A 25,874-nucleotide genomic window follows, 5' to 3' on the forward strand; every position below is an offset into this window, starting at 1 on the left:
CGGGTCTTCCGGCCCTGCGTGTGACGCCCGTCCCCGGGCCACGATGATCGGGAACTGGGGCGGGACGAACAGCGTCTAACGGGGCGTGACCATGGAAAGAACCTGGCCGTGGATCTCCACGGCGGCACGGCTCGGCCTGGCCGCGGTGTGGCTGGTCGCCGGCGGGCTCAAGGTCGGTGACCTGGCGGCCTCGGCGCGCGCGGTTCACGCGTACCAGTTGATGCCCTATGACATCTCCAAGATCGTGGGCGCCGCCCAGCCGTTCCTGGAGATCGCCCTCGGGCTGCTCCTGCTGGCCGGGCTGGCGGTGCGGCTCACCGCCGGCATCTCCGCCGTCCTCCTGGTGATCTTCATTGCCGGGATCGTGTCGGCGTGGGCGCGCGGCCTGCAGATCGACTGCGGGTGCTTCAGCACCGGTGGTGAGCTGGCGGCCGGGTCGGATCCCGCGTACGGGGTGGACATCCTGCGGGACCTCGGGTTCCTGGCACTCGCCGGAATCCTGCTGTGGCGGCCACGGAGCCGGCTCTCAGTTGACAGCGTGCTGATGGGGGAACGATGAGCAAGGGCAAACGGGACCGGACCACCCAGGCCCGGGAGATCGTCGCGAAACAGCAGGCCGCCGAGCGACGGCGCAAAGTGACCCTCTGGACGTCGGTCGGCGTGGTCCTGGTGCTTTTCCTCGCCGGCTTGGTCGGCTACACCGTGATGTCGCGTCAGGACGACGGCACCCTCGTCACCCCGGCCGCGGCGGTCGACGACGGCACCGCGTTCGCGGTCGGCAACGGCCCGGTCACCGTCGACGTCTACGAGGATTTCCTCTGCCCGGCCTGCGCCAACTTCGAGAAGGCCAGCGGCGCCACACTGCAGGAGATGGCCACCGCCAGCAAGATCACTCTGCGGATCCACCCGGTGGCGATCCTGGACCGGTTCTCCAACGGGACGGAGTACTCGACGCGCTCCGCCGGAGCCGCCGCCGCGGCCGCCGAGGAGGGCAAGTTCCTCGAACTGCACAACGTGCTCTACGCCAACCAGCCCGCCGAGAACAGCGACGGCCTGAGCAACGACAAAATCGTCGAGCTGGCGAAGTCGGTGGGCCTGACCAGCGAGACTTTCGCGACGGCGGTGAACGAGGGAACCTACAAGGCGTGGGCGACCAAGGCGACCGAGAAGTTCTCCGACCGCGACTTCACCGGCACGCCGACGATCGTGGTCAACGGCACTCAGCTGACCGGGCCCGGCGACACCGTGCCGACGACCGAGCTGCTCACCCAGACCATCGAGAAGGCGGCCGGGTGAGGCGACTCCTCCCGCTGCTGCTGGTGGTGGCCGGTTTGCTCCTCGGGCCGGCCACGCCCGCGTTCGCGCACGCCGGCGACACCACCGAGGTCAGCTCCTACCGGACCCAGGTCACCGGCTTGAGCAGCCCCTTCGACGGCCTCAGCGTCCGCGTTGTCGAAGGTGGCGCCCGCCTCGAACTCACCAACGACAGCGGCCGGCCCGTCGAAGTGCTCGGCTACTCCGGGGAGCCGTACCTGGAGGTCCGCCCCGACGGCACCTGGGAGAACGCGAACTCACCGGCCGCCTACGTCAACCAGACCCTAGGCGGCGAAACCCCGCTGCCGGCCGGCGCCGACCCCACCGCGGCACCCGCCTGGCGTCAGATCTCCACCGACACCACGATCCGCTGGCACGACCGGCGCGCCCGCCGGGTCGACGCCGGCCTCCTGCCGCAGGCCGCCGCCGACCCCGGCTCCGAGCACCGGCTGCGGGAATGGGCGATCCCGCTGCGCGACCAGGTGCGGACCTTCGAGATCCAAGGCACGCTCGACTACGAACCGGCGCCGGTGACCTGGGCCTGGTGGGCGGGCGCGGCCCTGCTGGGTCTGGCCGTCACTCTCGTCGCACACCGGTGGGCGGCCGGCTCGGCGCGATGGCTTGCGCTCATCGGGGGGCTTGCTTCTCTGGGGTACGCGTACGCCCGCACCGCCGACGGCGCAGGCTGGTCCGGCGTCCTCGTCCTCGCCGGCCTGCTCGCCTGCGCGGCCGCGTACCGTGACCCGCCCTTCTACCTGGCCCTGTCCGGTTTCGTCCTGGCCGCGTTCGCCGGGTTCGGCAGCGCCGACGTCTTCTTCGCCTCGGTCGTCCCGGCGGCCGGGCCGGGCTGGCTCGCCCGCACCGCCGTGTCACTCGCCATCGGGATCGGCGGGGGGCTGGCGCTGACCGGGGTGTTGCGGATCCGGGCGGCGACGCCGGCGGCCGCCCCCTCGACCCCCGCCTCCGCCTCTGCCTCTCCCTCCGCCTCTGCGGCGGACTCGGCCGTTGGCTCGGCCTGACCTGCCGGCCCGGCCACGGGTATTGGCTCGGCCTACCTGCCGGCCCGGCCACGGGTATTGGCTCGGCCTACCTGCCGGCCCGGCCACGGCGGCGCCCGACGCGCTGTCCAGGTCGCGATGTTGATCTGCTGGCGGAGCGAAATCGCGGTTCAGACCCCATGATCACAGCGATTTCGTAGCGCTAGCAGATCAACATCCCGCCGTGGCCCGGGCGCGGCGGGCCGCTGACCACAACCGGTCCCCCGGCGATGTCCCGACTCGGTCGCACCGCTGCCCTCCCGAGTACATGACTCGGTGCGTACGACCCCATTGATTACGTTTCCGTACGCCGCCGGGACCACCGTTTCCCGCTTTCTCCGACGCATTCGATGACGAATTCCGTACCGCCTCTGAACTGCGAAAACACCAATGTGCCAATTAGCGGCTCAGGGGTGACGGCGGTTCGTGGTGCGGCGGTAACGTTCGGTTGTGGCAATTCGCTGAGGAGGACCGATGAACCATTACGGCGACGAACTCACGCTCCGCCTCTCGGCCGTGACCGACATCCGGCCACTCGACGACGAGCAGCAGCTCACCACCTTCATGCGCGACCTGGTCGCCCGCATCGGCATGACTGTCATCGCCGGGCCGCTCGTCGCCACCGAGGGCGGCCCGCCCGAGAAGTCCGGCAAGTCCGCCGTGGTCATCCTCGCCGAGTCGCACGCCGCCGTGCACACCTACCCGCACCTGCGGGAAGTGCTCGTCAACGTCTTCTCGTGCAAACCGTTCCACGAGTCCGACGTGCTCGCCGAGTTCCACCGCGTCGTCGGCGACTTCGAGATCGCCGAGCGCTCCCTGAGCCGGCGCGGCGAGGAATGGCCCCGTGACCTGACCGCCGCACGGCAGCTCTGGAGTGGGCAGCGGACCGCCGCCTGACCGGCACTATCGTCGGTCCCATGACTGAAAACGTGCGCCTGGCCGCCGGCGACACCGCGCCCGACTTCACCCTGCCCACCGACAACGGGGACAGCCTCACGCTCAAGGACCTTCGCGGGCGCAAGGTCGTGCTGTACGCGTACCCCAACGCGATGACGCCCGGCTGCACCAAGCAGGCGTGCGACTTCCGCGACTCGCTGGCCTCGCTGCAGGCCGCCGGGTACGAAGTGGTCGGCATCTCCCCCGACAAGCCGGCCAAGCTGGCGAAGTTCCGCGAGCGCGACGCCATCACGTTCCCGCTGGTCAGCGACGAGGACAAGAGCGTGCTCACGGCGTACGGGGCCTTCGGCGAGAAGCAGCTCTACGGCAAGACCGTGACCGGCGTCATCCGCTCCACCTTCGTGATCAACGAGGACGGCACGATCGAGCGGGCGCTCTACAACGTCAAGGCCACCGGCCACGTCGCCAAGCTCCGCCGCGACCTCGGCCTGGACTGACACGATCCCGCAGCCGGCGCGGCCACCTTTCGCCGACCCCGCTGACCGCTGACCCGCCGACCCTGCTGACCTGCCGACCCTGCTGACCCGCAGGCTCTGCTGATCCACATACCGGGGCATGTGGTCCCGAAGATTGGGCTACTGCTCCTGCAACATGGACTGCTGGTCCCGCGACGTGGCGACCCGTGCCGCGGCGACGCGGCCAGATCGGGCCTGCCGGTCAAGAAGTCGGGCCGAACCCCGCAACTCCGGGCACTACCCGCCGATGGGGAGAGCAATCGCCACCCTCCATGGGCCGGCAGCAAGACCCGGATCTCACGGCGGCCGTCATGCGGTAACCAACCCGCAAGGCGGCCGCCGTGCACGTATTCCGATCATGGCTTGTCGTGCGTGAGCTGTCCTCATGACCACTGGTCACGCGTTCGTCCGATACACCCGCGCCATACTCACCGACGCGGTCTCCGCGTCGACGTCGATGGCCGGCGTGCTCCGCCATCTCGGGTTGCCGCTCAACGGCGGGTCCCACGCCCACCTGTTGCGCCGGATCGCCCATCTGGGCATCGACACCTCGCACTTCCTCGGCCGGGCGCATGCCCGGGGCACGGCCAGCCGGCCGCACCGCCTGCCCGCGGATCTCCTGGTCGAGCGCCCAGCCGATGCCCGCCGGCAGGCGCCCACCACGCTGCGGCGGGCACTCGTGCAGACGGGTCGCGCCTACCGCTGCGCCACGTGCGGCATCGGCGCCGAGTGGAACTCACGGCCCATCACCCTTCAGGTGGACCACATCGACGGCCGATTCTGGGACTGCCGGCCGCACAACCTAAGGTTTTTGTGCCCCAATTGTCATAGCCAGACGCCGACCTACGCCGGACGCAACCGGCCACGGCAGACGACACCCTTGATCCGGGTCAACAGCGCCGGCGACCCGGTCGAGCCGGCCACGCCGCGAACCGACCTGACCGAAACCGCCCGCGTCGAAATTCTGCGGCGCGTCGAAGCCCGCAGCCTCGGACCGACCGAGGCGGGACGACTCCTGGGATGCCGGCGCAACCACGTCTACACGCTCCTCCGCCGACTGCGGGACTACGGCTCAACGGAACCGCCGCCCCGTCAACGCCGGCAGTCCGCCACGGAACTCTCCGCGATCGTCGCCTTTGCCGCGGCCCATCCTCGGCTGAGCCCCCGGAAGGTGGCGGCCGCCCTGCGCTCCCGAAGCCCGGACCCGATCACCGTCTCTGCGGCCACGGTCGAGAACGTGCTGCGGGAGGCCGGCCTGTCGAGCTGGGCGAATCACGCGGGCGCTGGCCGAGCGGCAACCGAGCAACGGGCGGCCAAACAACCGGATGCCGAGCAACAACCGGCCGCGTAACCGGATGCCGGACGAACAACCGCCGAACGACCGGTCTCCGAACCAGCGACTGCGTAATGAGCAGCCAGCGAAGGCGTCCACATTCGGCCCGGGCCCGGTCAGCTGTCACTCACGGCTGCCAGACACGCCCTCCAACAACCACAGCTGACAGCCCGACACGGCCAGCTGTCACTCACGGCTGCCGGAAACGCTCTCCAACGACCATGACTGACAGCCCGGCAGGGTTGGCTGTCACTGGCGGTTGCCGGAAACGCTCTTCAACAACCGTGGGTGACAGCCAGGCTCGGCGGCTGTGAAACGGATCATCGATGGTCGACTCTTATACACCACCTCAGCGGACGCGACCCCCGACCCGGTCGGGCCAGCGCCGGGCACACGCGAAGGTGTGACGAGAAGAGGGTCCTGGCGGGCGCGAGGAGCGCAGTTGTGCACGATCGGCACCTACCGAGAGGTCGATGGCAGATCTGACCGATTAGACTTCTCACAACGCGTTGCCTCAATGGGCAAAGCGGGCGGAAGTGGCGAAATCAGGCAGCCGCGCGGGTTTTAGGTGCCCGTGCCCGAAAGGGCGTGGGGGTTCGAGTCCCCTCTTCCGCACCAACTCAAGTCTGCATATCCGGCATTCACTGAGCAGCACACCGGAGCCTCACCGAAATCGGTAAGGCTCCGGGTGGAGGGGACGGCTGCGCGCGCGCCGGTCAGTTGGGCGTGGCCGTCGGCACGCTCACGGGGTGAGTCGGTCTGTCAGCACGCCCAACCGGCGAGTCGAGTCGCGCCCAGCTGGCGAGTCGAGTCGCGGGTCAACGCGTCTAGCTGGCGGGTCGAATCGGTCAAGACGCGCCGCTGGCGGTCGGAGTCGGTCAAAAACGTCCCACCGGCGGGTCGGAGTCGGTCAAAAACGTCCCACCGGCGGATCGGAGTCGGTCAAAAACGTCCCACCGGCGGATCGGAGTCGGTCAAAAACGTCCTACTGGCGGTTGGAGTCGGTCAAAAACGTCCCACCGGCGGATCGGAGTCGGCCAACGTCGCCCCACCGGCGGATCGGGGTCGGTCAGCAGCGGTTGGGGGCGGGTTCGGCTGCTGTCAGGTCGAGGGCTGCGGCCTCGGCCGCCGGGTCGGTGGGGGTCGACTCGAGCAGCGGGGCGGCGGCTGCCGACGCTGACGCTGTTGCCGGCAGGGCGGCTGGGGCGGAGGCTGCCGGGCTGGATGGCGGCGCGGCGGAGGCGGGGGCGGAGCGGGAGGCCTTGGTGGCGGGCTGCTTCGACGGGGACGCGGCCGGCTTCTTCGGGCTGGTGGCCGGCTCGGGCGACGAGGCAGACAATGACGACGAAGACGACGCCGAGGAGGCTCGGACGGCTGTCTTCTGGACGGTGCCGGGGTTCATTTTGATGCCGGAGACGGTGCTCGTCTTCCCGTACACATCGGTGATCTTGATCTTGAAGGGGCCGGGACCGGCGCCGCTGTCGATGATCCAGTAGTTGAAGTCGGTGCGCTGGGCCTTGGTGAAGCCTCGGCCGGAGCTTGCCACCTGCACCGAGGAGAGCAGGTTGGCGTGGTGGTCTATGCGGGCGGCGAACCAGTACTGGGACGCGCCCTCCTTGACCCGGACGCTTATCGGGGCCGGCACCGGCGGGTTCTTCACCAGCTTGTACTTGATCGGGATGATCCCGTCGATCTCGGCGCCGATCTTCTTGAACGCGGTGCGGCTCAGGTCGAGGTGACCGGCGGCGCATTCGGGGCAGGAGTCGAAGACCTTGACGCGGACCTTGCCCTTGGGGCCGGTGACGTCGAGGTAGGCACCGCAGGCCGCGCCCTCGGAGTACTGCGACGGGCCGAGCGCCACGTAGAGGTCGTCGGCGGGCGGTTCGAGTGAGCAGTTGCCCGAGGTGCCGGCCAGGTCGTAGAACGTGGCCTTGCCGGTCTTGGTGGTGGTGCTCGGCGGCGCGGCGCAGGCGGAGCCACCGGTCTGCAGGAGCAGGGCGACGCCGATGATTCCGGCGACCACCGCGGCACCGCCGGCGGCGAGCCAACGGACGGGGAACGGGCTTCGATGAGCACTCACCCGGGCATATTGGTCGGCGTGCGGCGGGTGGGGCAAATTTTCTAAGACTCCCCTAAGACGGATTCACTCTTCCACGACATTCACCGGGTCCCCTGTCCGAATTCGACCAGTCTCGCCGGCGGTCAGATCGGGGATCAGGTTCACCGCGAACATCAGGCCGTTGCCGAACCGGCGGTGTTTGCCGAGCACGTGCAGCGGCTGCCGCCCGGTCTCGCCGGTCTCCTGGTCGATCGTGGTGACCCGGCAGCGGTCGCACGGCTTCGCGACCCGGAAGGTGAGCTCGCCGATCCGCAGGCGCCGCCCCGGCCATGCGTCCTCGGCCCAGGCGGGCGCGTCGGCGACCACCAGGTTGGGCCGGAACCGGTGCATCGGGACAGGCTGGTCGCCACCCTCGGTGAGCCAGTCGTTGAGTGCGTCGAGTGACGCCGCGTTGGCCAGCAACACGGGGTAGCCGTCGGCGAGACTCACCCGGTCGTCCGGCCCGGCGTGCGAGCCGATCGACCGGCCGGTGGGGTCGGCCTGCCAGACGAGCCGGGCGTCGCGGCCGAGGAAGGCGCTTGTCCACTCGTTCTCGGCGAGGCGGGCGGGGACCGGTTGCTTGTTCCGGAACACCCGGACGGCGATCTTCGGGCTGTCGTGCGGTTCGTCGATCTCCAGGGTGCCGTGGCCGGGCGCGGTGAGTGCCAGGCCGCCGGGCCGCGGCCGGGCCGCGAGCTGGGTGAGCAGCGGTGCCTCACGCTGGGTGATGCCGACACCGTCGGCGTCGACGATCATCCACCGGCGGTCGCCGGTCAGGCCCCACGGTTCAACGCCGGCTTCGTCGTGGTCCAGGCGGTGGCAGCCCTTGACGGGGTACGAGTGGAGCGCCGTGATCCGCATACCCAGCAGCCTGCCACACGGGCACCTACGCTGACTCTCATGATTGCGCGGATGTGGCGGGGCTGGGTGCCGACCGGCCGTGTCGGTGAGTACGTGACCTATGTGGAGCAGACCGGCCTGCTGGCGTACCGCCGGACCCCCGGCAACCTGGGCGCCCAGATGTGGACCAGGGATCTCGGCGACGGCCGGTCCGAGGTGACGACGGTGAGCTGGTGGGAGTCGCTGGACGTGATCCGCGCCTTCGCCGGCGACGACATCGGGCAGGCCGTGTTCTATCCGGAGGACGACGCCTTCCTCGTCGACCGGGAGACCACGGTGACCCACCACGAGGTCGCCGCCCGCTGACTCTCGCGGCCACGCCTCTTTCGCTTGACCCTCTAGCTTCTGAAAGTTTTCATGCATAGCCTGAGGCTGTGAATGACGGAGTAGTCAAGCTCTTCCAGGGCGCCCGGCTCACCCCGACCCAGCGGCGGATCGCACACTGCCTCGTCGAACGCGGCGCGACGGCGGCCTACCTGTCGGCGGCCGAGGTGGCCGAACTGGCCGGGGTCAGCCAGCCGTCGGTGACCCGGTTCGCGATGGCGCTGGGCTGGTCCGGCTATCCGGCGCTGCGGCGTGAGCTGCGCACCGTCACCGCCGACGAGCCGGCCGAGCCGTCCGGGCGCAACGCCATGCAGCGCGCCGTGCACGCCGAGACCGAGCACCTGCGGCGCCTCGGTGAGCAGCTGGACCGGCTCGACGACGTACGCGCCGCCGCCGGCCTGCTGGTCGCCAGCCGGCCGCTGCCGGTGCTCGGGTTACGGGCCGCGGCACCGCTCGCGGCGTACTTCGGCTACTTCGCCGCCAAGGCGTTCCCGGACGTGCGGGTGCTCGACGGCGGCGGGACAAGCCTGCTGGACCGGCTCGATCAGGCCCGCGCGGCCGGCGCCGGTGCGATGCTGGCGATCGTGCTGCCGCGCTACCCGCGTGAGACGGTGGAGGCCGTCCGCGAGGCCAAGGCGGCCGGCCTCGCCGTCGTCGCGATCACCGATTCGGCGGTCAGCCCGGTCGCCGAGTCCGCCGACGTGGTGCTGCCGGCCGCGGTCGGCACCCAGCTCGTCTTCGACCTGCACACCGGCCCGATGGCGATGGCCATGGTGCTGCTGCAGGCGATGTGTGATGCGGCGCCGGAACCGGTGCAGCGCCGCCTGGAGGAGTTCGAAGCGACAGCCGCACAGCGGCACATCTTTCTGGCGTGATCGAAAGGAGCCGACATGACCGAGATCCGTTCGCCGCGCGGTACGTCGTACACCGCTCAGGGGTGGCCGCAGGAGGCCGCCAAGCGGATGTTGATGAACAACCTGGACCCGGACGTGGCCGAGCGTCCGCAGGACCTCGTCGTCTACGGCGGCACCGGGCGCGCCGCCCGCGACTGGCCGTCCTTCCACGCCATCGTGCGGGAGCTGGACCTGCTCAAAGGCGACGAGACCCTGCTGGTGCAGTCCGGCAAACCGGTCGGCGTGCTGCGCACCCACGAGTGGGCGCCGCGCGTGCTGATCGCGAACTCGAACCTGGTCGGTGACTGGGCGAACTGGCCGGAGTTCCGGCGCCTGGAGCAGCTCGGCCTGACCATGTACGGCCAGATGACCGCCGGCTCGTGGATCTACATCGGGACGCAGGGCATCCTGCAGGGCACCTACGAGACGTTCGCCGCCGTGGCCGCCAAGAAGTTCGCCGGTGACCTGGCCGGGACACTCACCCTGACCGGCGGCTGCGGCGGGATGGGCGGTGCGCAGCCCCTGGCGGTCACCATGAACGGCGGCGTCTGCCTGGTCGTCGACGTGGACCGGACCCGTCTGCAGCGCCGCGTCGACACCCGGTACCTGGACGTCGTCGCGGACGACCTGGACCAGGCGATCGCGCTCGCCCTGGAGGCCAAGGCGGCCCGGACCGCGAAGTCGATCGGCGTCGTCGGCAACGCGGCGCTCGTCTTCCCCGAGCTGCTGACCCGCGGCGTCGAGATCGACATCGTGACCGACCAGACGAGCGCGCACGACCCGCTGAGCTACCTGCCGGTCGGCGTGGAACTGGCGGACGCCGCCGAGTACGCGCGAACCAAGCCCGAGGAGTTCACCGACCGGGCCCGGGCCAGCATGGCGAAGCAGGTCGCCGCGATGGTCGGCTTCCTGGACGCCGGCGCCGAGGTGTTCGACTACGGCAACTCGATCCGCGGCGAGGCTCAGCTGGCCGGGTACCACCGGGCCTTCGACTTCCCCGGTTTCGTACCGGCCTACATCCGGCCGCTCTTCGCCGAGGGCAAGGGACCGTTCCGCTGGGCGGCGCTCTCCGGCGACCCGGCCGACATCGCCGCCACCGACCGGGCGGTGCTCGACCTGTTCCCGGAGAACGAGCCGCTGGCGCGCTGGATCAAGATGGCCGGCGAGCGGGTCGCCTTCCAGGGGCTGCCGGCGCGGATCTGCTGGCTCGGTTACGGCGAGCGGGACGTCGCCGGTGTCCGGTTCAACGACATGGTGGCCAAGGGTGAGGTGTCCGCGCCGATCGTGATCGGCCGGGACCACCTGGACTCCGGTTCGGTCGCCTCGCCGTACCGGGAGACCGAGGCGATGCTCGACGGCTCCGACGCGATCGCCGACTGGCCGCTGCTGAACGCGCTCGTCAACACCGCCAGCGGCGCCAGCTGGGTGTCGATCCACCACGGCGGCGGGGTCGGCATCGGCCGCAGCATCCACGCCGGTCAGGTCTGCGTGGCCGACGGCACCGCCCTGGCCGGGCAGAAGATCGAGCGGGTGCTCACCAACGACCCGGCGACGGGTGTGCTGCGGCACGTGGACGCCGGTTACCCGTCGGCCTCCGCCGGTGGCGTCACGATCCCGATGAGCCGATGAGCGCGTTCACCCGGGCCTGGCAGGAGATCGCGCCGATCGGCCGGGCCGACAGCGGCGGTTACCTGCGGTACGCGCTGACCGAGCCGGAGCTGACGCTGCGCGATTGGTTCCGCACCCAGGCCGCGCGAAGGGACATGCGGGTCACCGACGACGGCAACGGGAACCTCTTCGCATGGCGGGGCGAACCGTGGGCGCCGGGCACCGTGCTGACCGGTTCCCACTTCGACTCGGTGCCGCACGGCGGCGGATACGACGGGCCGCTGGGGATCGTGAGCGCGTTCCTCGCGGCCGACCGGATCGACGCCTCCCGGCAGATCGGGATCGCCGCCTTCGTCGAGGAGGAGGGCGGGCGGTTCGGCGTACCCTGCCTGGGTTCTCGTCTGCTGACCGGCGCGATCGCGCCCCAGCAGGCCGCCGCACTCACCGACCGCGACGGCATCTCCTTCGCCGAGGCGCTGGGGTCGGTGCCTGCCGGGGCCGACCTCGCGAAGATCGGGAACGTCGCGGCCTTCGTCGAGCTGCACGTCGAGCAGGGCCGGGCGCTGGACGTCCCGGTCGGGGTGGCGAGCGCGATCTGGCCGCACGGGCGCTGGCGGATGGACTTCGCCGGCGTCGGCGACCACGCCGGCACCACCCGGATGAGCGACCGGCGCGACCCGATGCTGACCTTCGCCTTCACCGTGCTCGCCGCCAACAAGGAGGCCCGGCTCAGCGGGGCGCACGCCACCATGGGGCGGGTCCAGGTCGAACCGAACGCCACGAACGCGATCCCGTCGCTGGTGCGCGGCTGGCTGGACGCCCGGGCGGCCGACACCGGCACCCTGGACCGGCTGGTCGACGCGGTGGTGCGCAAGGCGACCGAGCGGGCCGATCGGGACGGTACGTCCCTGACCGTCACGCCCGAGTCGGTGACCGCCGAGGTCGCCTTCGACGAGGCTCTGGGCCGGCAGCTGTCGAAGGTGCTGGGGAACGCGCCGATCCTGCCGACCGGCGCCGGACACGACGCCGGAGTGCTCTCCGCGCACGTGCCGACCGCGATGCTCTTCGTCCGCAATCCGACCGGGGTGTCGCACTCCCCCGCGGAGCATGCCACCGACGAGGACTGCGAGGCCGGCATCGAGGCCCTGGCGACGGTCCTGGCGGAACTGACATGACCGTCTACCACGCCGGCCACGCGTGGATCGGCGGCAAGGTCGAGCGCGACGTCCGCATCGACGTCTCCGGTGACCGCATCACCGGCGTGCGCGCCGGTGCGGAACGGACCGGCGAGATCCTGACCGGCCTCGTCCTGCCGGGCTTCGCCAACGCCCACTCGCACGCCTTCCACCGGGCGCTGCGCGGACGCACCCACGGCGACCGCGGCAGCTTCTGGACGTGGCGGGAACTGATGTACCGGGTGGCCGGCCGGCTCGACCCGGACAGCTACTTCGCGCTCGCCACGGCGGTCTACGGCGAGATGGCGCTGGCCGGGATCACCTGCGTCGGCGAGTTCCACTACCTGCACCACGGCCCGGACGGGGTGCCCTACGCCGACCCGAACGCGATGGGCAATGCGCTCATCGCGGCCGCCCGCGAGGCCGGGATCCGGATCACCCTGCTGGACGCGGTCTACCTGACCTCGGGTGTCGACGGCAAACCCCTCGAGGGCGTGCAACGGCGGTTCTCCGACGGCGACTACGACGGCTGGTACCGCCGGTTCGAGACGCTGCGCGGTGGCGACGGTGTCCGGATCGGTGCGGCGCTGCACTCGGTGCGGGCCGCGCCGGCCGACGGCATGGCGACGTTCGCGCAGCGCACCGACGGGCTGCCGGTGCACGTCCACCTCTCCGAGCAGCCCGCCGAGAACGAGGCCTGCCAGGCCGTGCACGGCTGCTCACCCACCGAACTGCTGCAGGACAGGGGTGTCTGGCAGCCGATGACCACCGCGGTGCACGCCACCCACCTGACCGCGGGCGACATCGAGATCCTCGGCGACGGGCAGTACGTCTGTCTCTGCCCCACCACCGAACGGGACCTGGCCGACGGCATCGGGCCGGCCCGGGCGCTCGCCGACGCCGGCGCGGCACTCACCCTGGGCAGCGACAGCCACGCCGTGATCGACATCTTCGAGGAGGCGCGCGGCGTCGAACTCGACGAACGGCTCGCCACCCGCCGGCGCGGCCACTTCGGCGCCGGCGAACTGCTCACCGCGGCCACCGCCGCCGGACACGCGTCGCTCGGCTGGCCCGACGCCGGCGAGATCGCCGTGGGCCGGCGCGCCGACCTGGTGGCGGTCTCGCTGGACAGCGTCCGGACCGCCGGCACCGACCCGGCCGGACTGGTCTTCGCGGCCACCGCGGCGGACGTGACCGACGTGATCGTGGACGGGCGCCGGGTGGTCACCGGCGGGCGGCACCGGTCGATGGACGTGGCGGCCGCCCTGCGCAACTCGACAACCGAACTGGTGCTGTCATGAGCCTTGCCGTCACGAACATCGGTGAACTGGTCACCAACGACCCGCACCTGGGCATCGTGCACGACGCCGCCGTGGTGGTCGACGGCGACCGGATCGTCTGGGTGGGGCCGTCGTCGCGGACGCCGGCGGCCGACTCCCGGCTCGACGCGGACGGCGCCGCGGTGCTGCCCGGCTTCGTCGACAGCCACGCGCATCTGATCTTCGCGGGCGACCGGGCGGCCGAGTTCGGGGCGCGGATGGCGGGGGCCGCGTACACCGGCGGCGGCATCCGCACCACTGTCGCCGCCACCCGCGCGGCAAGCGACGACGAGCTGCGCCGCAACGCGCGGCGCCTGGTGGGTGAGGCGCTGCGGCAGGGGACGACCACGATCGAGATCAAATCGGGGTACGGGCTGACCGTCACCGAAGAAGCCCGGTCGTTGCGCCTGGCTGCGGAGATCGTCGAGGACACCACGTACCTCGGGGCGCACGTGGTCCCGGCCGAGTACGCGGGACGCGCCGACGACTACGTGGACCTGGTCCGGGGCGAGATGCTGGACGCCGCGGCACCGTACGCCACATGGGCCGACGTGTTCTGCGAGCGCGGCGCGTTCGACGGCGACCAGGCCCGGGCGATCCTGACCGCTGCCGCCGCACGCGGCCTCGGCCTGCGGCTGCACGCCAACCAGCTCGGTCCCGGCCCCGGGGTCCGGCTCGCCGTGGAGCTGGGTGCGGCGAGCGCCGACCACTGCACCCACCTCGACGACGCCGACGTGGACGCACTGGCCTCCTCGGACACCGTGGCGACGCTGCTGCCGGGCGCCGAGTTCTCCACCCGCTCGCCCTACCCGGACGCGCGCCGGCTGCTGGACGCCGGTGCGACTGTCGCCCTGGCGACGGACTGCAACCCCGGGTCGTCGTACACCAGCTCCATGCCGTTCTGTATCGCGCTGGCCGTCCGGGAGATGCGCATGACCCCCGCCGAAGCCGTCTTCGCGGCCACCGCCGGTGGGGCCGCCGCCCTGCGCCGCACCGACCTCGGCATCGTGCGGGCCGGCGCCCGCGCCGACCTGATCGTGCTCGACGCACCGTCCCACCTGCACCTGGCCTACCGGCCCGGTGTCCCCTTGATCCGCACCATTCTGCACGACGGAGTGCCACAGTGATCGTCACCGTTGAACCCATCGGCGTCAGCGCCGCCGACGTGATCGCCGTCGCCCGGGGCGACGCCCGCGTCGAGATCTCCACCGCCGCCCACGAGGCGATGGCCACCAGCCGGGCCATCGTCGACGGCATCGAGGCGTCCGGCCGGCCCGTCTACGGCGTGTCCACCGGCTTCGGCGCGCTCGCCAACACCTCGATCGCCCCGGAACGCCGTGCCGAGCTGCAGCACGCCCTGATCCGCTCGCACGCCGCCGGGATCGGCGCGCCGATGCCGCGCGAAGTGGTCCGGGCGATGATGCTGCTGCGGGTTCGGTCGCTGGCGATGGGTCGCTCCGGTGTCCGGCCGGTCCTCGCGCAAGGCCTGGTCGACCTGCTCAACCACGACCTGACGCCGTGGGTGCCGGAACACGGCTCGCTCGGCGCCTCCGGTGACCTGGCGCCCCTCGCGCACTGCGCGATCGTGCTGCTCGGCGAGGGCTGGGTGCTCGGCAAGGACGGCGCCCGGATCTCCGCGGCCGAGGCGCTGCACAGCGCCGGCCTGCGCCCGCTCGAACTGGCCGCCAAAGAAGGCCTCGCGCTGATCAACGGCACCGACGGCATGCTCGGGATGCTGCTGCTGGCGATCGCCGACGCCGGGCACCTGTTCGCCATGGCCGACGTGACCACCGCCCTCGCGATCGAGGCGATGCTCGGCTCGGAACGGCCGTTCCTGCCGGAACTGCACGCGATCCGCCCGCACCCCGGCCAGACCGACTCCGCCGCCAACATCCACCGGCTGCTCCAGAACTCCGCGATCATGGACTCGCACCGGGACGACCTGGCGCACGCGGTGCAGGACGCGTACTCGATGCGCTGCGCCCCGCAGGTCGCCGGCGCCGCCCGGGACACCCTCGCGTTCGTGACCACCGTCGCCGGCCGCGAACTGGTGTCGGTCGTGGACAACCCGGTCGTGCTGCCCGACGGCCGGGTCGAGTCCACCGGCAACTTCCACGGCGCGCCCCTCGGCTTCGCCGCCGACTACCTGGCCATCGCGGCCGCCGAGGTGGGTGCGATCGCCGAACGGCGCGTCGACCGGCTCCTCGACGTGACCCGGTCCCGGGACCTGCCGCCGTTCCTCTCCCCCGACGCCGGCGTCAACTCCGGGCTGATGATCGCCCAGTACACGGCGGCCGGCATCGTCGCGGAGAACCGGCGGCTGGCCTCGCCCGCCTCGGTCGACTCGCTGCCCACCAGCGGCATGCAGGAGGACCACGTCTCGATGGGCTGGGCGGCCACGAAGAAGCTGCGTACCGTCCTGGACAACCTGACGAGCCTGCTCGCCGTCGAACTGCTCTCCGCCGTCCGCGGCCTGCAACTGCGGGCGCCCCTGACCGCCTCACCGGCCGGGCAGGCCGCGGTGGCGGCGGTGACACCGTTCGCGGGCGGCCCGGGGCCGGACGTCTTCCTGGCCCCGGTGCTGGAACAGGCCCGCGCGGTGATCAGCGGACCGGCCCTCCGCACCGAGATCGAGAAAGCCGTCGGCCCACTGCGCTGATCCCCCGGCTTTCGATTCGCGAGGGCTGGACTTTCGATTCGCGAGGGCTGGACTTTCGATTCGCGAGAGGTGGGCTTTCGATTCGCCAGAGCGAGGGGCGTGGGTTGCGAGAGCCGCAACCCACGCCGCGTCCTCAGCGGGGCAGTTCCTTGGCGATCACCTTGGCGAGTTCGCGGAACGCCTTGCCGCGGTGGCTGATGGCGTCCTTCTCGGCCGGGGTGAGTTCGGCGTTCGTACGCTCCTGGCCGTCCCCCACGAAGATCGGGTCGTAGCCGAAGCCGCCCTCGCCGCGACGGCTGCGCAGCAGCCGGCCGGTCTGCCGTCCCTCGACCAGGTGTTCCCGCCCGTTCGGCAGGACCAGGGCCGCCGCGCAGACGAAGGCTCCGCCGCGCTGGGTGTCGGCGACGTCGGAGATCTGGGCGAGCAGCAGGTCCAGGTTGGCCTGGTCGTCGCCGTGCCGGCCGGACCAGCGGGCGCTGAAGACGCCGGGCATGCCGTTCAGCGCGTTCACCGCGATGCCGGAGTCGTCGGCGACCGTGGGCAGGCCGGTGCGTTTCGCGCCCTCGCGCGCCTTGATCAGGGCGTTCTCGCCGAAGGTGAGCCCGGTCTCCGGCACGTCCGGGTAGTCCGGGAAGTCGCCGAGGCCGACCAGCTCGATCTGCGCCACGCCGAGGGCGGCGTCCAGGATCCGCTGGAGTTCGACGAGCTTCTTCGGGTTGCCGGTGGCGAGCAGCAGCCGGGCGCTCATGCGGCGAGCGCCTTCTGCTGCGCGGCGGCCAGCTCGGCGCACCCGAGCACCCCGAGATCCAGCATCGCGTCCATCTGGGCCCGTTTGAACACGCCGTTCTCCCCCGTCCCCTGGACCTCGACGAAGTCGCCCTCGCCGGTGCAGACCACGTTCATGTCCACCTCGGCGGTGACGTCCTCCTCGTACATCAGGTCCAGTCGTGCCTCGCCGGCGATGATCCCGACGCTTACCGCCTGGATGGAGGTGTGCAGCACCTTGTCCACCTTGCCGGCCAGCGACTTGCGCCCGGCCAGCCAGGTGACCGCGTCGTGCAGCGCCACGTAGGCGCCGGTGATCGCGGCGGTCCGGGTGCCGCCGTCGGCCTGGAGCACGTCGCAGTCGAGGACGATCGAGTTCTCGCCGAGCGCCTTGAGGTCGATGCAGGCCCGCAGGCTGCGGCCGATGAGGCGGGAGATCTCCTGGGTGCGCCCGCCCAGCTTGCCCTTGACGCTCTCCCGGTCACCGCGGGTGTTGGTGGCGCGCGGGAGCATCGAGTACTCCGCGGTCACCCAGCCGAGCCCGGAGCCTTTGCGCCAGCGCGGCACCCCCTCGGTGACACTCGCGGTGCAGAGCACGCGGGTGTTGCCGAACTCCACCAGCACCGATCCCTCGGGGTGGATGCTCCAATGCCGGGTCAGCGTCACCGGTCGCAGCTGGTCGGCCGCTCGGCCGTCGGGTCGTGCCATGCCCCCAACCCTATGCGTAACGGGCTGCGCCGGCTTCGTCCGCCCCGGACTCACGGCGGTGCGTCATCGCCGGACGCATCAGCGGGACCGCCGGGCGCAGCGACGCGACCGCCCGGAACCTCGCCGGTACTGTCTCCGGGAGAGCGCCGTGCGCCAGCAGGAAACCCTCCACCGCGGCCGGCCAGCCGAAGTTCTCGGCGCGGGCCCGGGCGGCGGCGCGGCGCTCCACCCGTGGCCGCTCCATGAGGGAGCTGACGGCGTCGGCGAACGCGTCGGCGGTGCCCGGCACCGCGATGCCGCCGTCGCCGACCACCTCGGGGAGCGCGCTCTGCTCGTTCACCACGACCGGCGTCCCGCAGGCCAGTGACTCCAGCGCGGCCAGGCCGAACGTCTCCACCGGACCGGGCGCGAGTGTCACGTCGGCGCTGGCCAGCAGGGCGGCCACGTCGGCGCGTTCGGAGATGTGGCCGGCGAAGCGGACGGGCAGGCGGGCCGCGCGGTAGGCCAGGGCGGTACGCCGCCGGCCGTCACCGGCCATCACCAGCACCGCCGGCACCTTGCCGTTGCGCAGCGAGGCGACCGCGTCGACGGCCAGCTCGGGCCGCTTGGCAGCGGAGAGACGGCTGCAGTAGACGATCAGCAGCTCGTCGGGGCGCGCGTACCGGGACCGCACGCTGACGTCCATCCGGCTCGGGTGGAAGAGGTCGAGGTCGACGCCGAGCGGCACCTCGACCAGGTTCGGCACGTCGAGGCGGCGGAACTCGGCGGCCGCGAACCCGGTGGTGCAGACGATCGTGTCGAAGGCCTCGGCGGTGCGCCGGTTGAACCGGTCGGCGAGGGCGTCACGTTTCGGCATGCCCCAGACGCCGAGGACCCCGGCCAGGCTCTCGTGGGAGACCATCATCGAGCGCACGCCGCGCTGCCGCGCCCAGTTGCCGGTCCAGCGCAGCGTGGTGCGGTCGGAGACCTCGATGCGGTCCGGTTCCAGGCTGTCGAGGAGCCGGGTCAGCTCGCGCCGGCCGGCGAGCACCCGGTAGCCACCGGTGCGGGGCACCGGCGCGCTGGGCAGGGTGATGACGCGGCCCTGTTTGGTCATCTTGTCCGAGTAACTGCGGCCCGGGATGATCAGGACGGCTTCGTGCCCGGCCTGCTGGTAGCCGCGTCCGAGCTGCCGCAGGGCGGTACGCAGGCCCCCCGTGTGGACCGTGACGAAGTTGGCCAGGCGAACGATGCGCAATGCGACAACTCCAAGATCACGACACGTGGTGCAATCGGTGCAGCCGACTCGCCCCCGCACACCGGCTCAGAGATCGTATCTGGCCCCGGGCCGGACGACGTCGACCGGTCCCGCGAACGCGGCGCTTGCCGCATCCACAATAGATGCCTCACTGGCCCAAGCCGGCACCAAGTGGGTCAGCAGGAGCCGTCCGACGTCCGCCTTGGTGGCCGCCTCGCCCGCTTCGCCACCGGTCAGGTGCAGGTCAGGGGGGTTGGGGGCACCGTCGAGGTAACTCGCCTCACAGAGGAACAGATCCGCGCCGGAGGCCAGGCGCAGCAGCGCCTCACAGGGCGCGGTGTCCGACGAGTACGCCAGGACACGCCCGTTGTGCTCGACGCGCACCCCGTAGGTCTCGACGGGATGGTTGACCCGGTCCACGGTGACCGTCAGCGGGCCGATCGGGAACGTGCCGGGCTGCAGTCCGTAGAACGTGTACACGTCGTCGACCGGCTCGCCCTCGGTGCTGTAGGCGGCGGCGATCCGCTCGGCGGCGCCCATCGGCGCGTAGACCGGCACCGGCGGCAGCGGGCCGGCCGGGTCGTAGCGGCGGACCACGACGTAGGTGCACGCGTCGAGCATGTGATCGCAGTGCAGGTGGGTCAGGAGGATCGCGTCGATCCGGCGCATGTCCGAGTACCGCTGGAGCGCGGAGAGTGATCCGGAACCGAAGTCGATCAGGAGCCGGTAGCCGTCGGCCTCGACAAGATAGGCCGAACACGCCGACTCGGGGCCGGGGAAACTGCCGGCACAACCGAGAACGGTCAGTCGCATGCGGTTTCCTCTGGTTCACATCGGGTCGAACAACTCCGGCTCGTGAACGCCCCGCTGAACCGGCCCGCGCTGGACTTGTCAGACCAGTCAATCACGGAGCGAAGCGTACGCCCCGACCAGTGCTTGGCGTTAACAACTGATCGATTTGTCGTCAAATCGACAACCCACATCACAACCGCCGTGACCTCGGTCATTACGAATTCTCACCGTCACGTCCGGTGACCTGTCGGCGTTGCACAGGGTAGTACGTCGAAGGTCATCTGATGGAGGCGACGTGACCGCGGTCGAACAGGCCCGCACTACCCGAACCACGACCGCGGAAAACCCGCAATCTCTGTCACTCGAGGATCCCGGCGTATTCCGGTTCCCCACTCCCGAGGACCCGCCGCCCGGTGCGGCACGCCTTCTCGTGATGGCGCTCTACGGCACCGCGCTCGGACTCACCGGCGTGGGCGTCGGCCTCTACGCCGTGGTGACGGTCTTCGGTGGAGCGCCCGGCTGGTACCTGCCGCTGCTCGGGCTGCTGACCCTGCTCAGCGTGGTGCCGACCGCGGCCGCGTTCCTCGCCATCCACGAACGGCACCTGCCGTGGTGGCTGCTGATCGCGGCCGCGCCGCCGATGGCCGCCGCCGTGGCGGTAGCCGTCGCCCACACAGAACGCCGGGCCGTCGCCTACGCCCAAAGTTGGCCTTCGAGGGCCTCTTCCGCGTCGTTGAGCGTGCCGCCGTAAGCGCCGGTCGACAGGTATTTCCAGCCGCCGTCGCAGACCACGAACGCCACGTCGGCGGCCTTGCCGTTCTTGACCGCCTCGTGCGCCACGGCGAGCGCGGCGTGCAGGATCGCGCCGCTGGAGAAGCCGGCGAAGATGCCTTCGACCTCGACAAGCTGACGGGTACGCAGAACCGCGTCCCGCGTGCCCACGGAGAACCGCCGGTCCAGCACCGAGGCGTCGTAGAGTTCCGGCACGTAACCCTCGTCGATGTTGCGCAGGCCGTAGACGAGTTCGCCGTACCGCGGCTCGGCCGCGATGATCTGGATGCCCTCGACCTTCTCCTTCAGGAACCGGCCGGTGCCCATCAGGGTGCCGGTGGTGCCCAGGCCGGCCACGAAGTGCGTGATCGTCGGCAGGTCGTGCAGGAGCTCCGGACCGGTGGTCTCGTAATGCGCGCGGGCGTTCGCCGGGTTCCCGTACTGGAAGAGCATCTTCCAGTCAGGGTGCTCGGCGGCCACCTGCTTGGCGGTCGCGACCGCCTGGTTCGAGCCACCGGCCGCCGGCGAGAAGAGGATCTCGGCGCCGTACATCCGGAGCAACTGGACGCGCTCGGTGGAAACGTTCTCCGGCATCACGCAGACCAGCCGGTAACCCCGCAGTTTCGCCACCATGGCCAGCGCGATGCCGGTGTTGCCGCTGGTCGGCTCCAGGATGGTGTCACCGGGGCGCAGGTGCCCGGACTCCTCGGCGGCGCGCACCATGAACAGCGCGGCGCGGTCCTTGATGCTGCCGGTCGGGTTCCGGTCCTCCAGCTTGGCCCACAGCCGCACCGGCGGCGCCCCCTCGGGCACCGCCGGCGAGAGGCGGGGCAGGCCGACGAGCGGCGTGCCCCCGCACGCGTCGAGCAGGCTCTCGTAACGAGCCATCGGCCTAGCGCCCCAGCAGGGCGGCAGCGGCAGCGAAACCGAGGGCGCCACCGGCCACGGCCGGCAGGATGGTGATCGAGTCGCCGTCCTTCAGCTTCGCGTCGAGCGCGCCGAGGAACCGGACATCCTCGTCGTTGACGTAGATGTTGACGAACCGGTGCAGGCCGCCCTCGGGAGTGATGAGCCGGCCCTTGAGGCCGTTGTGCTTGGCGTCGAGGTCGTCGATCAGGCCGATGAGCGTCTCGCCGGCACCTTCGACGATCTTGGAGCCGCCGGTGTAGTTGCGCAGGATGGTGGGAACGCGGACTTCGATAGCCATGACTGTCATGCTCCTAGAGAGTGTCGTTCATGAGGCAAGGGAGAGGGCCGGTGGGAGTTGTCGCTCAGCGACACTCGTAAACCACCGAAACCGGGCTCTGCCCGAACATGTACGACTGCACGGCACTCACCTTCACGCGTCCACCGTCGCATCCACGATGTTGACCTCTTCTTCGGTCACCACACCGTCCACGATACGGAACGAACGAATCTCCTCGGAATCCGGCTCACGGGTCGAGACGAGCAGATAGTGCGCGTCCGGCCAGCCGGCGATATCCGCATCCGTGCGGGACGGGTACGCCTCGGTGGCCGTGTGCGAGTGGTAGATCACCACTGCCTCTTCGTCGCGGTCGTCCATCTCGCGCCACACCCGGAGGTATTCCATCGAGTCGAACTCGTAGAACGTCATCGAACGGGCCGCGTTGTCCATCGGGATGTGCCGGGACGGGACGTCGCTGCCGAGGGCGCCGGCGACAACACCACAGGCCTCGTCGGGGTGGTCCCGGCGGGCGTGGGCCACGATCGCGTCAAGGATCGTCCGGTCGATGGTCAGCACGACGTTCACATTACCGAAGCAATTGCGGCGCCTGGGCGTGGCGGTGCCCACACCGAGCGCTACTTGATCTCCGGCAGAGCGTTGAGCAGCGACTCCTGGAGGTAACCGAGGTACGCGTACACCGAAAGCTGGAAGACCCGGCTGGAACCGGGGTCCTCGAGGACCGCCTCGTCCAGTTCCTCGCCCAGATCGGTCTCGGCCCGGATCTCGAGGCGGGTGCCCATCGCGAGCCGGGCGTCGTTGATCGCCCGCAGCCAGGCCTCGGCGGCCTCACCGTCCAGCCGCACCTCGCCCTCGCCCTCGTCGGGCAGGGCCGCGAGGATCGCGCCGGCCTGGTCGATCTTGCCGGTCTTGAGATCGCCCTCGGTGTAGAGGCGGAACTCCTGCGAATCCTCCGGCAGCTCCGGATAGATGTCCGGGAAGAGGCGGCTCACCACCGGGTCGGTGTGGTCCATGCCGTCGGTCAGCAGACCGACCACCTCGGCGGCCACCTTGCGCAGCACGCGGACCTCGTCGTGCTCGAAGGTGGCCACACACTGACCGCCGATGCGTCGGAACATGCTCTTCCCCACCCGCTTTTTTCCGGCCTCAGGCCCGGTCGACCGTGGCCCAGAGACCGTATCCGTGCAGTTGGTTGGCGTCCATTTCCATGCGCTCCCGGGCACCGGTGGAAACCACCGCCTTGCCCTTGGTGTGCACGTCCATCATCAGCTGCTCCGCCTGCTCCTTGCTGTAACCGAAGAGCTTCTGAAAGACCCAGGTCACGTACGACATGAGGTTGACCGGATCGTCCCAGACGATCGTCACCCACGGTCGGTCCGCGGCGGGTTCTTCGTGGATCTCCGGCGTCTCGACGGGAGCAACCTGAGGTAACGCCATGCCCCCCATGTTGCCACCGGATTCGGCGGATCGGTGAACCGGAGCGCCGAACCGCAGGTCAACAGTGGTTCCGCGCCCGCGCGCCGCAGATCGGCCCGCGGCGCAATAGGGTAGAGCGGTGGAGACCAGCACCCCCGCCCTGATGACGGATCACTACGAGCTGACCATGATCAGCGCCGCCCTCAAGGACGGCACCGCCGAGCGGAGTTGCGTCTTCGAGGTCTTCGCCCGCCGGTTGCCCAGCGGCCGGCGGTACGGCGTGGTCGCCGGCACCGGCCGCCTGATCGAGCTGATCAGCAGGTTCCGGTTCGACCCGGCCGAGGTCGACCACCTGCGCAGCACCGGCGTGGTCGACGAGGCCACCGCCACCTGGCTGGCGAACTACCGCTTCAGCGGCGATCTCGAGGGGTACGCGGAAGGCGAGCTCTTCTTCCCCGGATCGCCGATCCTGACCGTTTCCGGCACGTTCGCCGAGTGCGTGGTGCTGGAGACGCTGATCCTGTCGGTGCTCAACCACGACAGCGCGATCGCGGCGGCCGCAGCCCGCATGGTCACCGCCGCCCGGGGCCGGCCGATCATCGAGATGGGCTCGCGGCGCACCCACGAACACGCGGCGGTCGCGGCGGCCCGCGCGGCGTACCTGGCCGGTTTCGCCTCGACGTCGAACCTGGCCGCCGGGCGCGCCTTCGGCATACCGACCACCGGGACGTCGGCGCACGCGTTCACGCTGCTGCACGACGACGAGCCGACCGCGTTCGGGTCCCAGGTGGCGGCGCTCGGCAAGAACACCACGCTGCTCGTCGACACGTACGACATCAGTCAGGGCATCCGGAACGCGATCGCGGTCGCCGGCCCCGACCTGCGCGCCGTGCGGATCGACTCCGGTGACCTGTCCGTGCTGGCCCAGCACTCGCGGGAGCTGCTCGACTCGCTGGGCGCCACCGAAACAAAGATCATCGTCTCCGGCGACATGGACGAGTACTCGATCGCCACCCTCGCCGCCGAACCCGTCGACATGTACGGCGCCGGCACCGCCGTGGTCACCGGCTCCGGGGCGCCCACCGCCGGCCTCGTCTACAAGCTGGTCGAGGTCGAAGGCCGCCCGGTCGTCAAACGCTCCGAGAACAAGGCGACCGTCGGCGGCCGCAAGACCGCCGTGCGCCGGCACAAGCCCACCGGCACCGCCACCGAAGAGATCATCTACTCGCAGGGCGTGCCCGACCACCAGCCCAACGACCGCCTGCTCCAGCGCACCCTGATCTCCGCCGGCGAGGTGCAGCCCGCACCCACCCTGGCCGAGTCGCGCGAGCACCTGCGGCACTGCTTGATCTCCATCCCGTGGGAGGGCCTGAAGCTCTCCGCGGGCGACCCCGCCATCCCCGTCGTCATCGTCCCCACCGCTTAGGGAGTTATCCGTGTCGCGCGCGCTGATCATCGTGGACGTGCAGAACGACTTCTGCGAAGGTGGCTCCCTGGCCGTGTCCGGCGGCGCCGCCGTCGCCAAGGGCATCTCCCTGGTCCTCGCCAAGGCCGGCGACCGGTGGGACCACGTGGTCGCCACCAAGGACTGGCACATCGACCCGGGCGCCCACTTCAGCGACACCCCCGACTACGTCGACTCCTGGCCGGTGCACTGCGTCGCCGGTTCCGCCGGCTCCGAGTTCCATCCCGAACTCGACACCGGGCGCGTCGAGGCCGTCTTCCGCAAAGGCGAATACCAGGCCGCGTACTCCGGCTTCGAAGGCCGCACCGAGACCGGCGAAACCCTCACCGGCTGGCTGCGGGACAAGGGAGTCACCGACGTCGAGGTCGTGGGCATCGCGACAGACCATTGCGTACGGGCCACCGCCCTCGACGCCGCCGCAGCCGGTTTCACCACCACGGTGGTCCTCGAACTGACCGCCGGCGTCGCCCGCGCCACCACCGACGCCGCTCTCGAACAGCTGCGCGCCGCCGCCATCACCACCACCGGCGACCCCGTCGTCGACGCCTGAACCCACCCGCCGCCTTCTCCGGTCGCTGCCCCTCCGGCTGCTGCCGCCTTCCGGTCGCTGCCCCTCCTGGCTGCTGCCACGTTCCGGTCGCTGCCCCTCCGGCTGCTGCCGCCTTCCGGTCGTTGCCCCTCTTGGCTGCTGCCACGTTCCGGTCGTTGCCCGTTCTGACTGTCATGGGCCGCAGCCCGGGTCCCTCGTGCAGTCCCCGGCGGCCGGCCCCGCAGGATGCCGCCGGTGCGCCGCTCCGGCTTCCGCAGCACCCTGCCCCCGCGCCATGATCAGCTGATGAGGGATCAGAGCTTTCTCCTGCTGCACGGCTGGCAGAACCGCCGCCCACCGGCACACTGGCAGCACTGGCTGGCCGGTGAACTGACCGCGCTCGGGCACGCCGTCGACTACCCGCAGCTGCCGGACCCGGACGAACCCCAGCTGGACGCGTGGCTGGACGAGCTGCGCACCCGGGTCGCCGCGATGCCCGGCTCCCGCCGCACAGTGCTCTGCCACAGCCTCGGCTGCCTGCTGTGGCTGAACGCGGCGGCCCGGTCAGCGGTACCCCTGCGGGTGGACCGGGTCCTGCTCGTCGCTCCCCCGTCACCATCGATCACCCTCAGCCAGCCGGCGATCGCCGGCTTCGCCCCGCCCGACGTCACACCGGACCAGTTGTCGGCGGCGGCCTCGTACACCCGCCTGGTCGGCACCGACAACGACCCGTACTTCCCGGAAGACATCCGAGACGTCTTCGGCACACCGCTGGGCGTGGACACCGACATCCTGCCGGGTGCGGCCCACTTGAACATGGACTCGGGCTACGGGCCTTGGCCGTCGGCACTCGCCTGGGCGGTGGGCCCCGACGACACCCCGATCCAACTCCGCCCCACCCACTGAGCCACCACC

The 25,874-nt window shown here is 70.8% G+C and carries 27 protein-coding genes, 1 tRNA gene and 1 pseudogene; 18 read left to right on the forward strand and 11 right to left on the reverse strand.

Annotated features, from left to right (window positions below; all coding sequences use genetic code 11):
* Positions 1-91: 91 nt before the first annotated feature.
* The 7 genes from LPA41_RS24600 to LPA41_RS24630 all read left to right on the forward strand — a co-directional run bounded on the left by LPA41_RS24600 (position 92) and on the right by LPA41_RS24630 (position 5,714).
* Positions 92-559 (forward strand): MauE/DoxX family redox-associated membrane protein, encoded by a 468-nt coding sequence (locus LPA41_RS24600; RefSeq protein ID WP_229073121.1) that lies wholly within the window; start codon positions 92-94, stop codon positions 557-559.
* Complete coding sequence (locus LPA41_RS24605) at positions 556-1,296, forward strand: thioredoxin domain-containing protein (RefSeq protein WP_229073122.1); 741 nt, start codon at positions 556-558, stop codon at positions 1,294-1,296. Before LPA41_RS24600 ends, LPA41_RS24605 begins: the two co-directional genes overlap by 4 nt.
* Positions 1,293-2,333 (forward strand): hypothetical protein, encoded by a 1,041-nt coding sequence (locus LPA41_RS24610; RefSeq protein ID WP_229073123.1) that lies wholly within the window; start codon positions 1,293-1,295, stop codon positions 2,331-2,333. Before LPA41_RS24605 ends, LPA41_RS24610 begins: the two co-directional genes overlap by 4 nt.
* 492 nt (positions 2,334-2,825) lie before the next feature.
* Positions 2,826-3,248: an S-adenosylmethionine decarboxylase family protein gene (locus LPA41_RS24615; RefSeq protein WP_229073124.1), complete on the forward strand. Its 423-nt coding sequence runs from the start codon at positions 2,826-2,828 to the stop codon at positions 3,246-3,248.
* Positions 3,249-3,268: 20 nt separating this feature from the next.
* A complete protein-coding gene (bcp, locus tag LPA41_RS24620; protein WP_229073125.1) occupies positions 3,269-3,745 on the forward strand; it encodes a thioredoxin-dependent thiol peroxidase in 477 nt (158 codons plus the stop codon).
* Between the two features lie 475 nt (positions 3,746-4,220).
* Positions 4,221-5,114, forward strand: coding sequence for an HNH endonuclease (locus LPA41_RS24625; protein ID WP_229073126.1), 894 nt, complete (start codon positions 4,221-4,223; stop codon positions 5,112-5,114).
* Positions 5,115-5,626: 512 nt separating this feature from the next.
* Positions 5,627-5,714, forward strand: a tRNA-Leu gene (locus tag LPA41_RS24630).
* Between the two features lie 451 nt (positions 5,715-6,165).
* Here LPA41_RS24630 and LPA41_RS24635 read toward each other — a convergent pair.
* On the reverse strand, positions 6,166-7,176 hold the full coding sequence (locus LPA41_RS24635; RefSeq protein ID WP_229073127.1) for an expansin EXLX1 family cellulose-binding protein: 1,011 nt from the start codon (positions 7,174-7,176) through the stop codon (positions 6,166-6,168).
* A gap of 63 nt (positions 7,177-7,239) precedes the next feature.
* Entirely contained in the window at positions 7,240-8,055 is an 816-nt protein-coding gene (locus LPA41_RS24640) for an MOSC domain-containing protein (RefSeq protein ID WP_229073128.1), read from the reverse strand.
* 39 nt (positions 8,056-8,094) lie between these two features.
* On the opposite strand from LPA41_RS24640, the gene LPA41_RS24645 reads away from it, so the two are divergent.
* The 7 genes from LPA41_RS24645 (at position 8,095) to hutH (ending at position 16,072) form a co-directional block, all read left to right on the forward strand.
* Positions 8,095-8,400: an antibiotic biosynthesis monooxygenase gene (locus LPA41_RS24645; protein ID WP_229073129.1), complete on the forward strand. Its 306-nt coding sequence runs from the start codon at positions 8,095-8,097 to the stop codon at positions 8,398-8,400.
* Between the two features lie 68 nt (positions 8,401-8,468).
* On the forward strand, positions 8,469-9,293 hold the full coding sequence (locus tag LPA41_RS24650) for a MurR/RpiR family transcriptional regulator (protein ID WP_229073130.1): 825 nt from the start codon (positions 8,469-8,471) through the stop codon (positions 9,291-9,293).
* Between the two features lie 15 nt (positions 9,294-9,308).
* On the forward strand, positions 9,309-10,940 hold the full coding sequence (gene hutU / locus LPA41_RS24655) for a urocanate hydratase (protein WP_229073131.1): 1,632 nt from the start codon (positions 9,309-9,311) through the stop codon (positions 10,938-10,940).
* On the forward strand, positions 10,937-12,094 hold the full coding sequence (locus tag LPA41_RS24660; RefSeq protein ID WP_229073132.1) for an allantoate amidohydrolase: 1,158 nt from the start codon (positions 10,937-10,939) through the stop codon (positions 12,092-12,094). The genes hutU and LPA41_RS24660 overlap by 4 nt, the downstream gene beginning before the upstream one ends.
* Entirely contained in the window at positions 12,091-13,395 is a 1,305-nt protein-coding gene (locus LPA41_RS24665) for a formimidoylglutamate deiminase (RefSeq protein WP_229073133.1), read from the forward strand. Before LPA41_RS24660 ends, LPA41_RS24665 begins: the two co-directional genes overlap by 4 nt.
* Complete coding sequence (gene hutI / locus LPA41_RS24670; protein ID WP_229073134.1) at positions 13,392-14,540, forward strand: imidazolonepropionase; 1,149 nt, start codon at positions 13,392-13,394, stop codon at positions 14,538-14,540. Before LPA41_RS24665 ends, hutI begins: the two co-directional genes overlap by 4 nt.
* Complete coding sequence (hutH, locus tag LPA41_RS24675; RefSeq protein WP_229073135.1) at positions 14,537-16,072, forward strand: histidine ammonia-lyase; 1,536 nt, start codon at positions 14,537-14,539, stop codon at positions 16,070-16,072. Before hutI ends, hutH begins: the two co-directional genes overlap by 4 nt.
* Positions 16,073-16,205: 133 nt before the next feature.
* Here hutH and rdgB read toward each other — a convergent pair whose 3' ends face one another.
* From rdgB to LPA41_RS24695, 4 genes are all read right to left on the reverse strand, one after another.
* Complete coding sequence (gene rdgB / locus LPA41_RS24680) at positions 16,206-16,820, reverse strand: RdgB/HAM1 family non-canonical purine NTP pyrophosphatase (RefSeq protein ID WP_229073136.1); 615 nt, start codon at positions 16,818-16,820, stop codon at positions 16,206-16,208.
* On the reverse strand, positions 16,817-17,545 hold the full coding sequence (rph, locus tag LPA41_RS24685; RefSeq protein WP_229073137.1) for a ribonuclease PH: 729 nt from the start codon (positions 17,543-17,545) through the stop codon (positions 16,817-16,819). The genes rdgB and rph overlap by 4 nt, the downstream gene beginning before the upstream one ends.
* A 10-nt stretch (positions 17,546-17,555) precedes the next feature.
* On the reverse strand, positions 17,556-18,782 hold the full coding sequence (locus tag LPA41_RS24690; protein ID WP_229073138.1) for a glycosyltransferase: 1,227 nt from the start codon (positions 18,780-18,782) through the stop codon (positions 17,556-17,558).
* 66 nt (positions 18,783-18,848) lie between these two features.
* The gene (locus LPA41_RS24695) at positions 18,849-19,595 is read right to left on the reverse strand and encodes an MBL fold metallo-hydrolase (RefSeq protein WP_229073139.1); all 747 of its coding nucleotides are present in this window, start codon (positions 19,593-19,595) and stop codon (positions 18,849-18,851) included.
* 274 nt (positions 19,596-19,869) lie between these two features.
* On the opposite strand from LPA41_RS24695, the gene LPA41_RS24700 reads away from it, so the two are divergent.
* Complete coding sequence (locus tag LPA41_RS24700) at positions 19,870-20,325, forward strand: hypothetical protein (protein ID WP_229073140.1); 456 nt, start codon at positions 19,870-19,872, stop codon at positions 20,323-20,325.
* On the opposite strand, the gene LPA41_RS24705 is transcribed toward LPA41_RS24700, so the two are convergent.
* The 5 genes and pseudogenes from LPA41_RS24705 to clpS all read right to left on the reverse strand — a co-directional run bounded on the left by LPA41_RS24705 (position 20,268) and on the right by clpS (position 22,986).
* Complete coding sequence (locus LPA41_RS24705; RefSeq protein WP_229073141.1) at positions 20,268-21,233, reverse strand: PLP-dependent cysteine synthase family protein; 966 nt, start codon at positions 21,231-21,233, stop codon at positions 20,268-20,270. The genes LPA41_RS24700 and LPA41_RS24705 overlap by 58 nt on opposite strands.
* Before the next feature lie 4 nt (positions 21,234-21,237).
* Positions 21,238-21,552, reverse strand: a complete 315-nt coding sequence (locus LPA41_RS24710; protein ID WP_229073142.1) for a MoaD/ThiS family protein — start codon at positions 21,550-21,552, stop codon at positions 21,238-21,240.
* A gap of 64 nt (positions 21,553-21,616) precedes the next feature.
* Positions 21,617-22,107 (reverse strand): annotated as a pseudogene (locus LPA41_RS24715) (Mov34/MPN/PAD-1 family protein).
* Between the two features lie 59 nt (positions 22,108-22,166).
* Positions 22,167-22,667: a DUF2017 domain-containing protein gene (locus tag LPA41_RS24720; RefSeq protein ID WP_229073144.1), complete on the reverse strand. Its 501-nt coding sequence runs from the start codon at positions 22,665-22,667 to the stop codon at positions 22,167-22,169.
* Positions 22,668-22,695: 28 nt separating this feature from the next.
* Positions 22,696-22,986 (reverse strand): ATP-dependent Clp protease adapter ClpS, encoded by a 291-nt coding sequence (clpS, locus tag LPA41_RS24725; protein WP_229073145.1) that lies wholly within the window; start codon positions 22,984-22,986, stop codon positions 22,696-22,698.
* Between the two features lie 118 nt (positions 22,987-23,104).
* On the opposite strand from clpS, the gene LPA41_RS24730 reads away from it, so the two are divergent.
* From LPA41_RS24730 to LPA41_RS24740, 3 genes are all read left to right on the forward strand, one after another.
* Positions 23,105-24,391, forward strand: a complete 1,287-nt coding sequence (locus LPA41_RS24730; RefSeq protein WP_229073146.1) for a nicotinate phosphoribosyltransferase — start codon at positions 23,105-23,107, stop codon at positions 24,389-24,391.
* A 10-nt stretch (positions 24,392-24,401) separates the two neighbouring features.
* A complete protein-coding gene (locus LPA41_RS24735; RefSeq protein ID WP_229073147.1) occupies positions 24,402-24,980 on the forward strand; it encodes an isochorismatase family protein in 579 nt (192 codons plus the stop codon).
* A gap of 285 nt (positions 24,981-25,265) precedes the next feature.
* Positions 25,266-25,865 (forward strand): alpha/beta hydrolase, encoded by a 600-nt coding sequence (locus tag LPA41_RS24740; RefSeq protein ID WP_229073148.1) that lies wholly within the window; start codon positions 25,266-25,268, stop codon positions 25,863-25,865.
* The last annotated feature ends 9 nt before the right edge of the window (positions 25,866-25,874 follow it).

Origin of the sequence: Actinoplanes sp. DH11, from assembly GCF_020873875.1 — a bacterium.
Lineage (GTDB): Bacteria > Actinomycetota > Actinomycetes > Mycobacteriales > Micromonosporaceae > Actinoplanes.

What these genes read in the sequence shown, in the direction of transcription:
- LPA41_RS24600 (WP_229073121.1), top strand. Translation starts at nt 92, where the DNA reads ATGGAAAGAACCTGGCCGTGGATCTCCACGGCGGCACGGCTCGGCCTG.
- LPA41_RS24605 (WP_229073122.1), top strand. Translation starts at nt 556, where the DNA reads ATGAGCAAGGGCAAACGGGACCGGACCACCCAGGCCCGGGAGATCGTC.
- LPA41_RS24615 (WP_229073124.1), top strand. Translation starts at nt 2,826, where the DNA reads ATGAACCATTACGGCGACGAACTCACGCTCCGCCTCTCGGCCGTGACC.
- bcp (WP_229073125.1), top strand. Translation starts at nt 3,269, where the DNA reads ATGACTGAAAACGTGCGCCTGGCCGCCGGCGACACCGCGCCCGACTTC.
- LPA41_RS24625 (WP_229073126.1), top strand. Translation starts at nt 4,221, where the DNA reads ATGGCCGGCGTGCTCCGCCATCTCGGGTTGCCGCTCAACGGCGGGTCC.
- LPA41_RS24640 (WP_229073128.1), bottom strand. Translation starts at nt 8,055, where the DNA reads ATGCGGATCACGGCGCTCCACTCGTACCCCGTCAAGGGCTGCCACCGC.
- LPA41_RS24645 (WP_229073129.1), top strand. Translation starts at nt 8,095, where the DNA reads ATGATTGCGCGGATGTGGCGGGGCTGGGTGCCGACCGGCCGTGTCGGT.
- hutU (WP_229073131.1), top strand. Translation starts at nt 9,309, where the DNA reads ATGACCGAGATCCGTTCGCCGCGCGGTACGTCGTACACCGCTCAGGGG.
- LPA41_RS24660 (WP_229073132.1), top strand. Translation starts at nt 10,937, where the DNA reads ATGAGCGCGTTCACCCGGGCCTGGCAGGAGATCGCGCCGATCGGCCGG.
- LPA41_RS24665 (WP_229073133.1), top strand. Translation starts at nt 12,091, where the DNA reads ATGACCGTCTACCACGCCGGCCACGCGTGGATCGGCGGCAAGGTCGAG.
- hutI (WP_229073134.1), top strand. Translation starts at nt 13,392, where the DNA reads ATGAGCCTTGCCGTCACGAACATCGGTGAACTGGTCACCAACGACCCG.
- rdgB (WP_229073136.1), bottom strand. Translation starts at nt 16,820, where the DNA reads ATGAGCGCCCGGCTGCTGCTCGCCACCGGCAACCCGAAGAAGCTCGTC.
- rph (WP_229073137.1), bottom strand. Translation starts at nt 17,545, where the DNA reads ATGGCACGACCCGACGGCCGAGCGGCCGACCAGCTGCGACCGGTGACG.
- LPA41_RS24695 (WP_229073139.1), bottom strand. Translation starts at nt 19,595, where the DNA reads ATGCGACTGACCGTTCTCGGTTGTGCCGGCAGTTTCCCCGGCCCCGAG.
- LPA41_RS24705 (WP_229073141.1), bottom strand. Translation starts at nt 21,233, where the DNA reads ATGGCTCGTTACGAGAGCCTGCTCGACGCGTGCGGGGGCACGCCGCTC.
- LPA41_RS24710 (WP_229073142.1), bottom strand. Translation starts at nt 21,552, where the DNA reads ATGGCTATCGAAGTCCGCGTTCCCACCATCCTGCGCAACTACACCGGC.
- LPA41_RS24720 (WP_229073144.1), bottom strand. Translation starts at nt 22,667, where the DNA reads ATGTTCCGACGCATCGGCGGTCAGTGTGTGGCCACCTTCGAGCACGAC.
- clpS (WP_229073145.1), bottom strand. Translation starts at nt 22,986, where the DNA reads ATGGCGTTACCTCAGGTTGCTCCCGTCGAGACGCCGGAGATCCACGAA.
- LPA41_RS24740 (WP_229073148.1), top strand. Translation starts at nt 25,266, where the DNA reads ATGAGGGATCAGAGCTTTCTCCTGCTGCACGGCTGGCAGAACCGCCGC.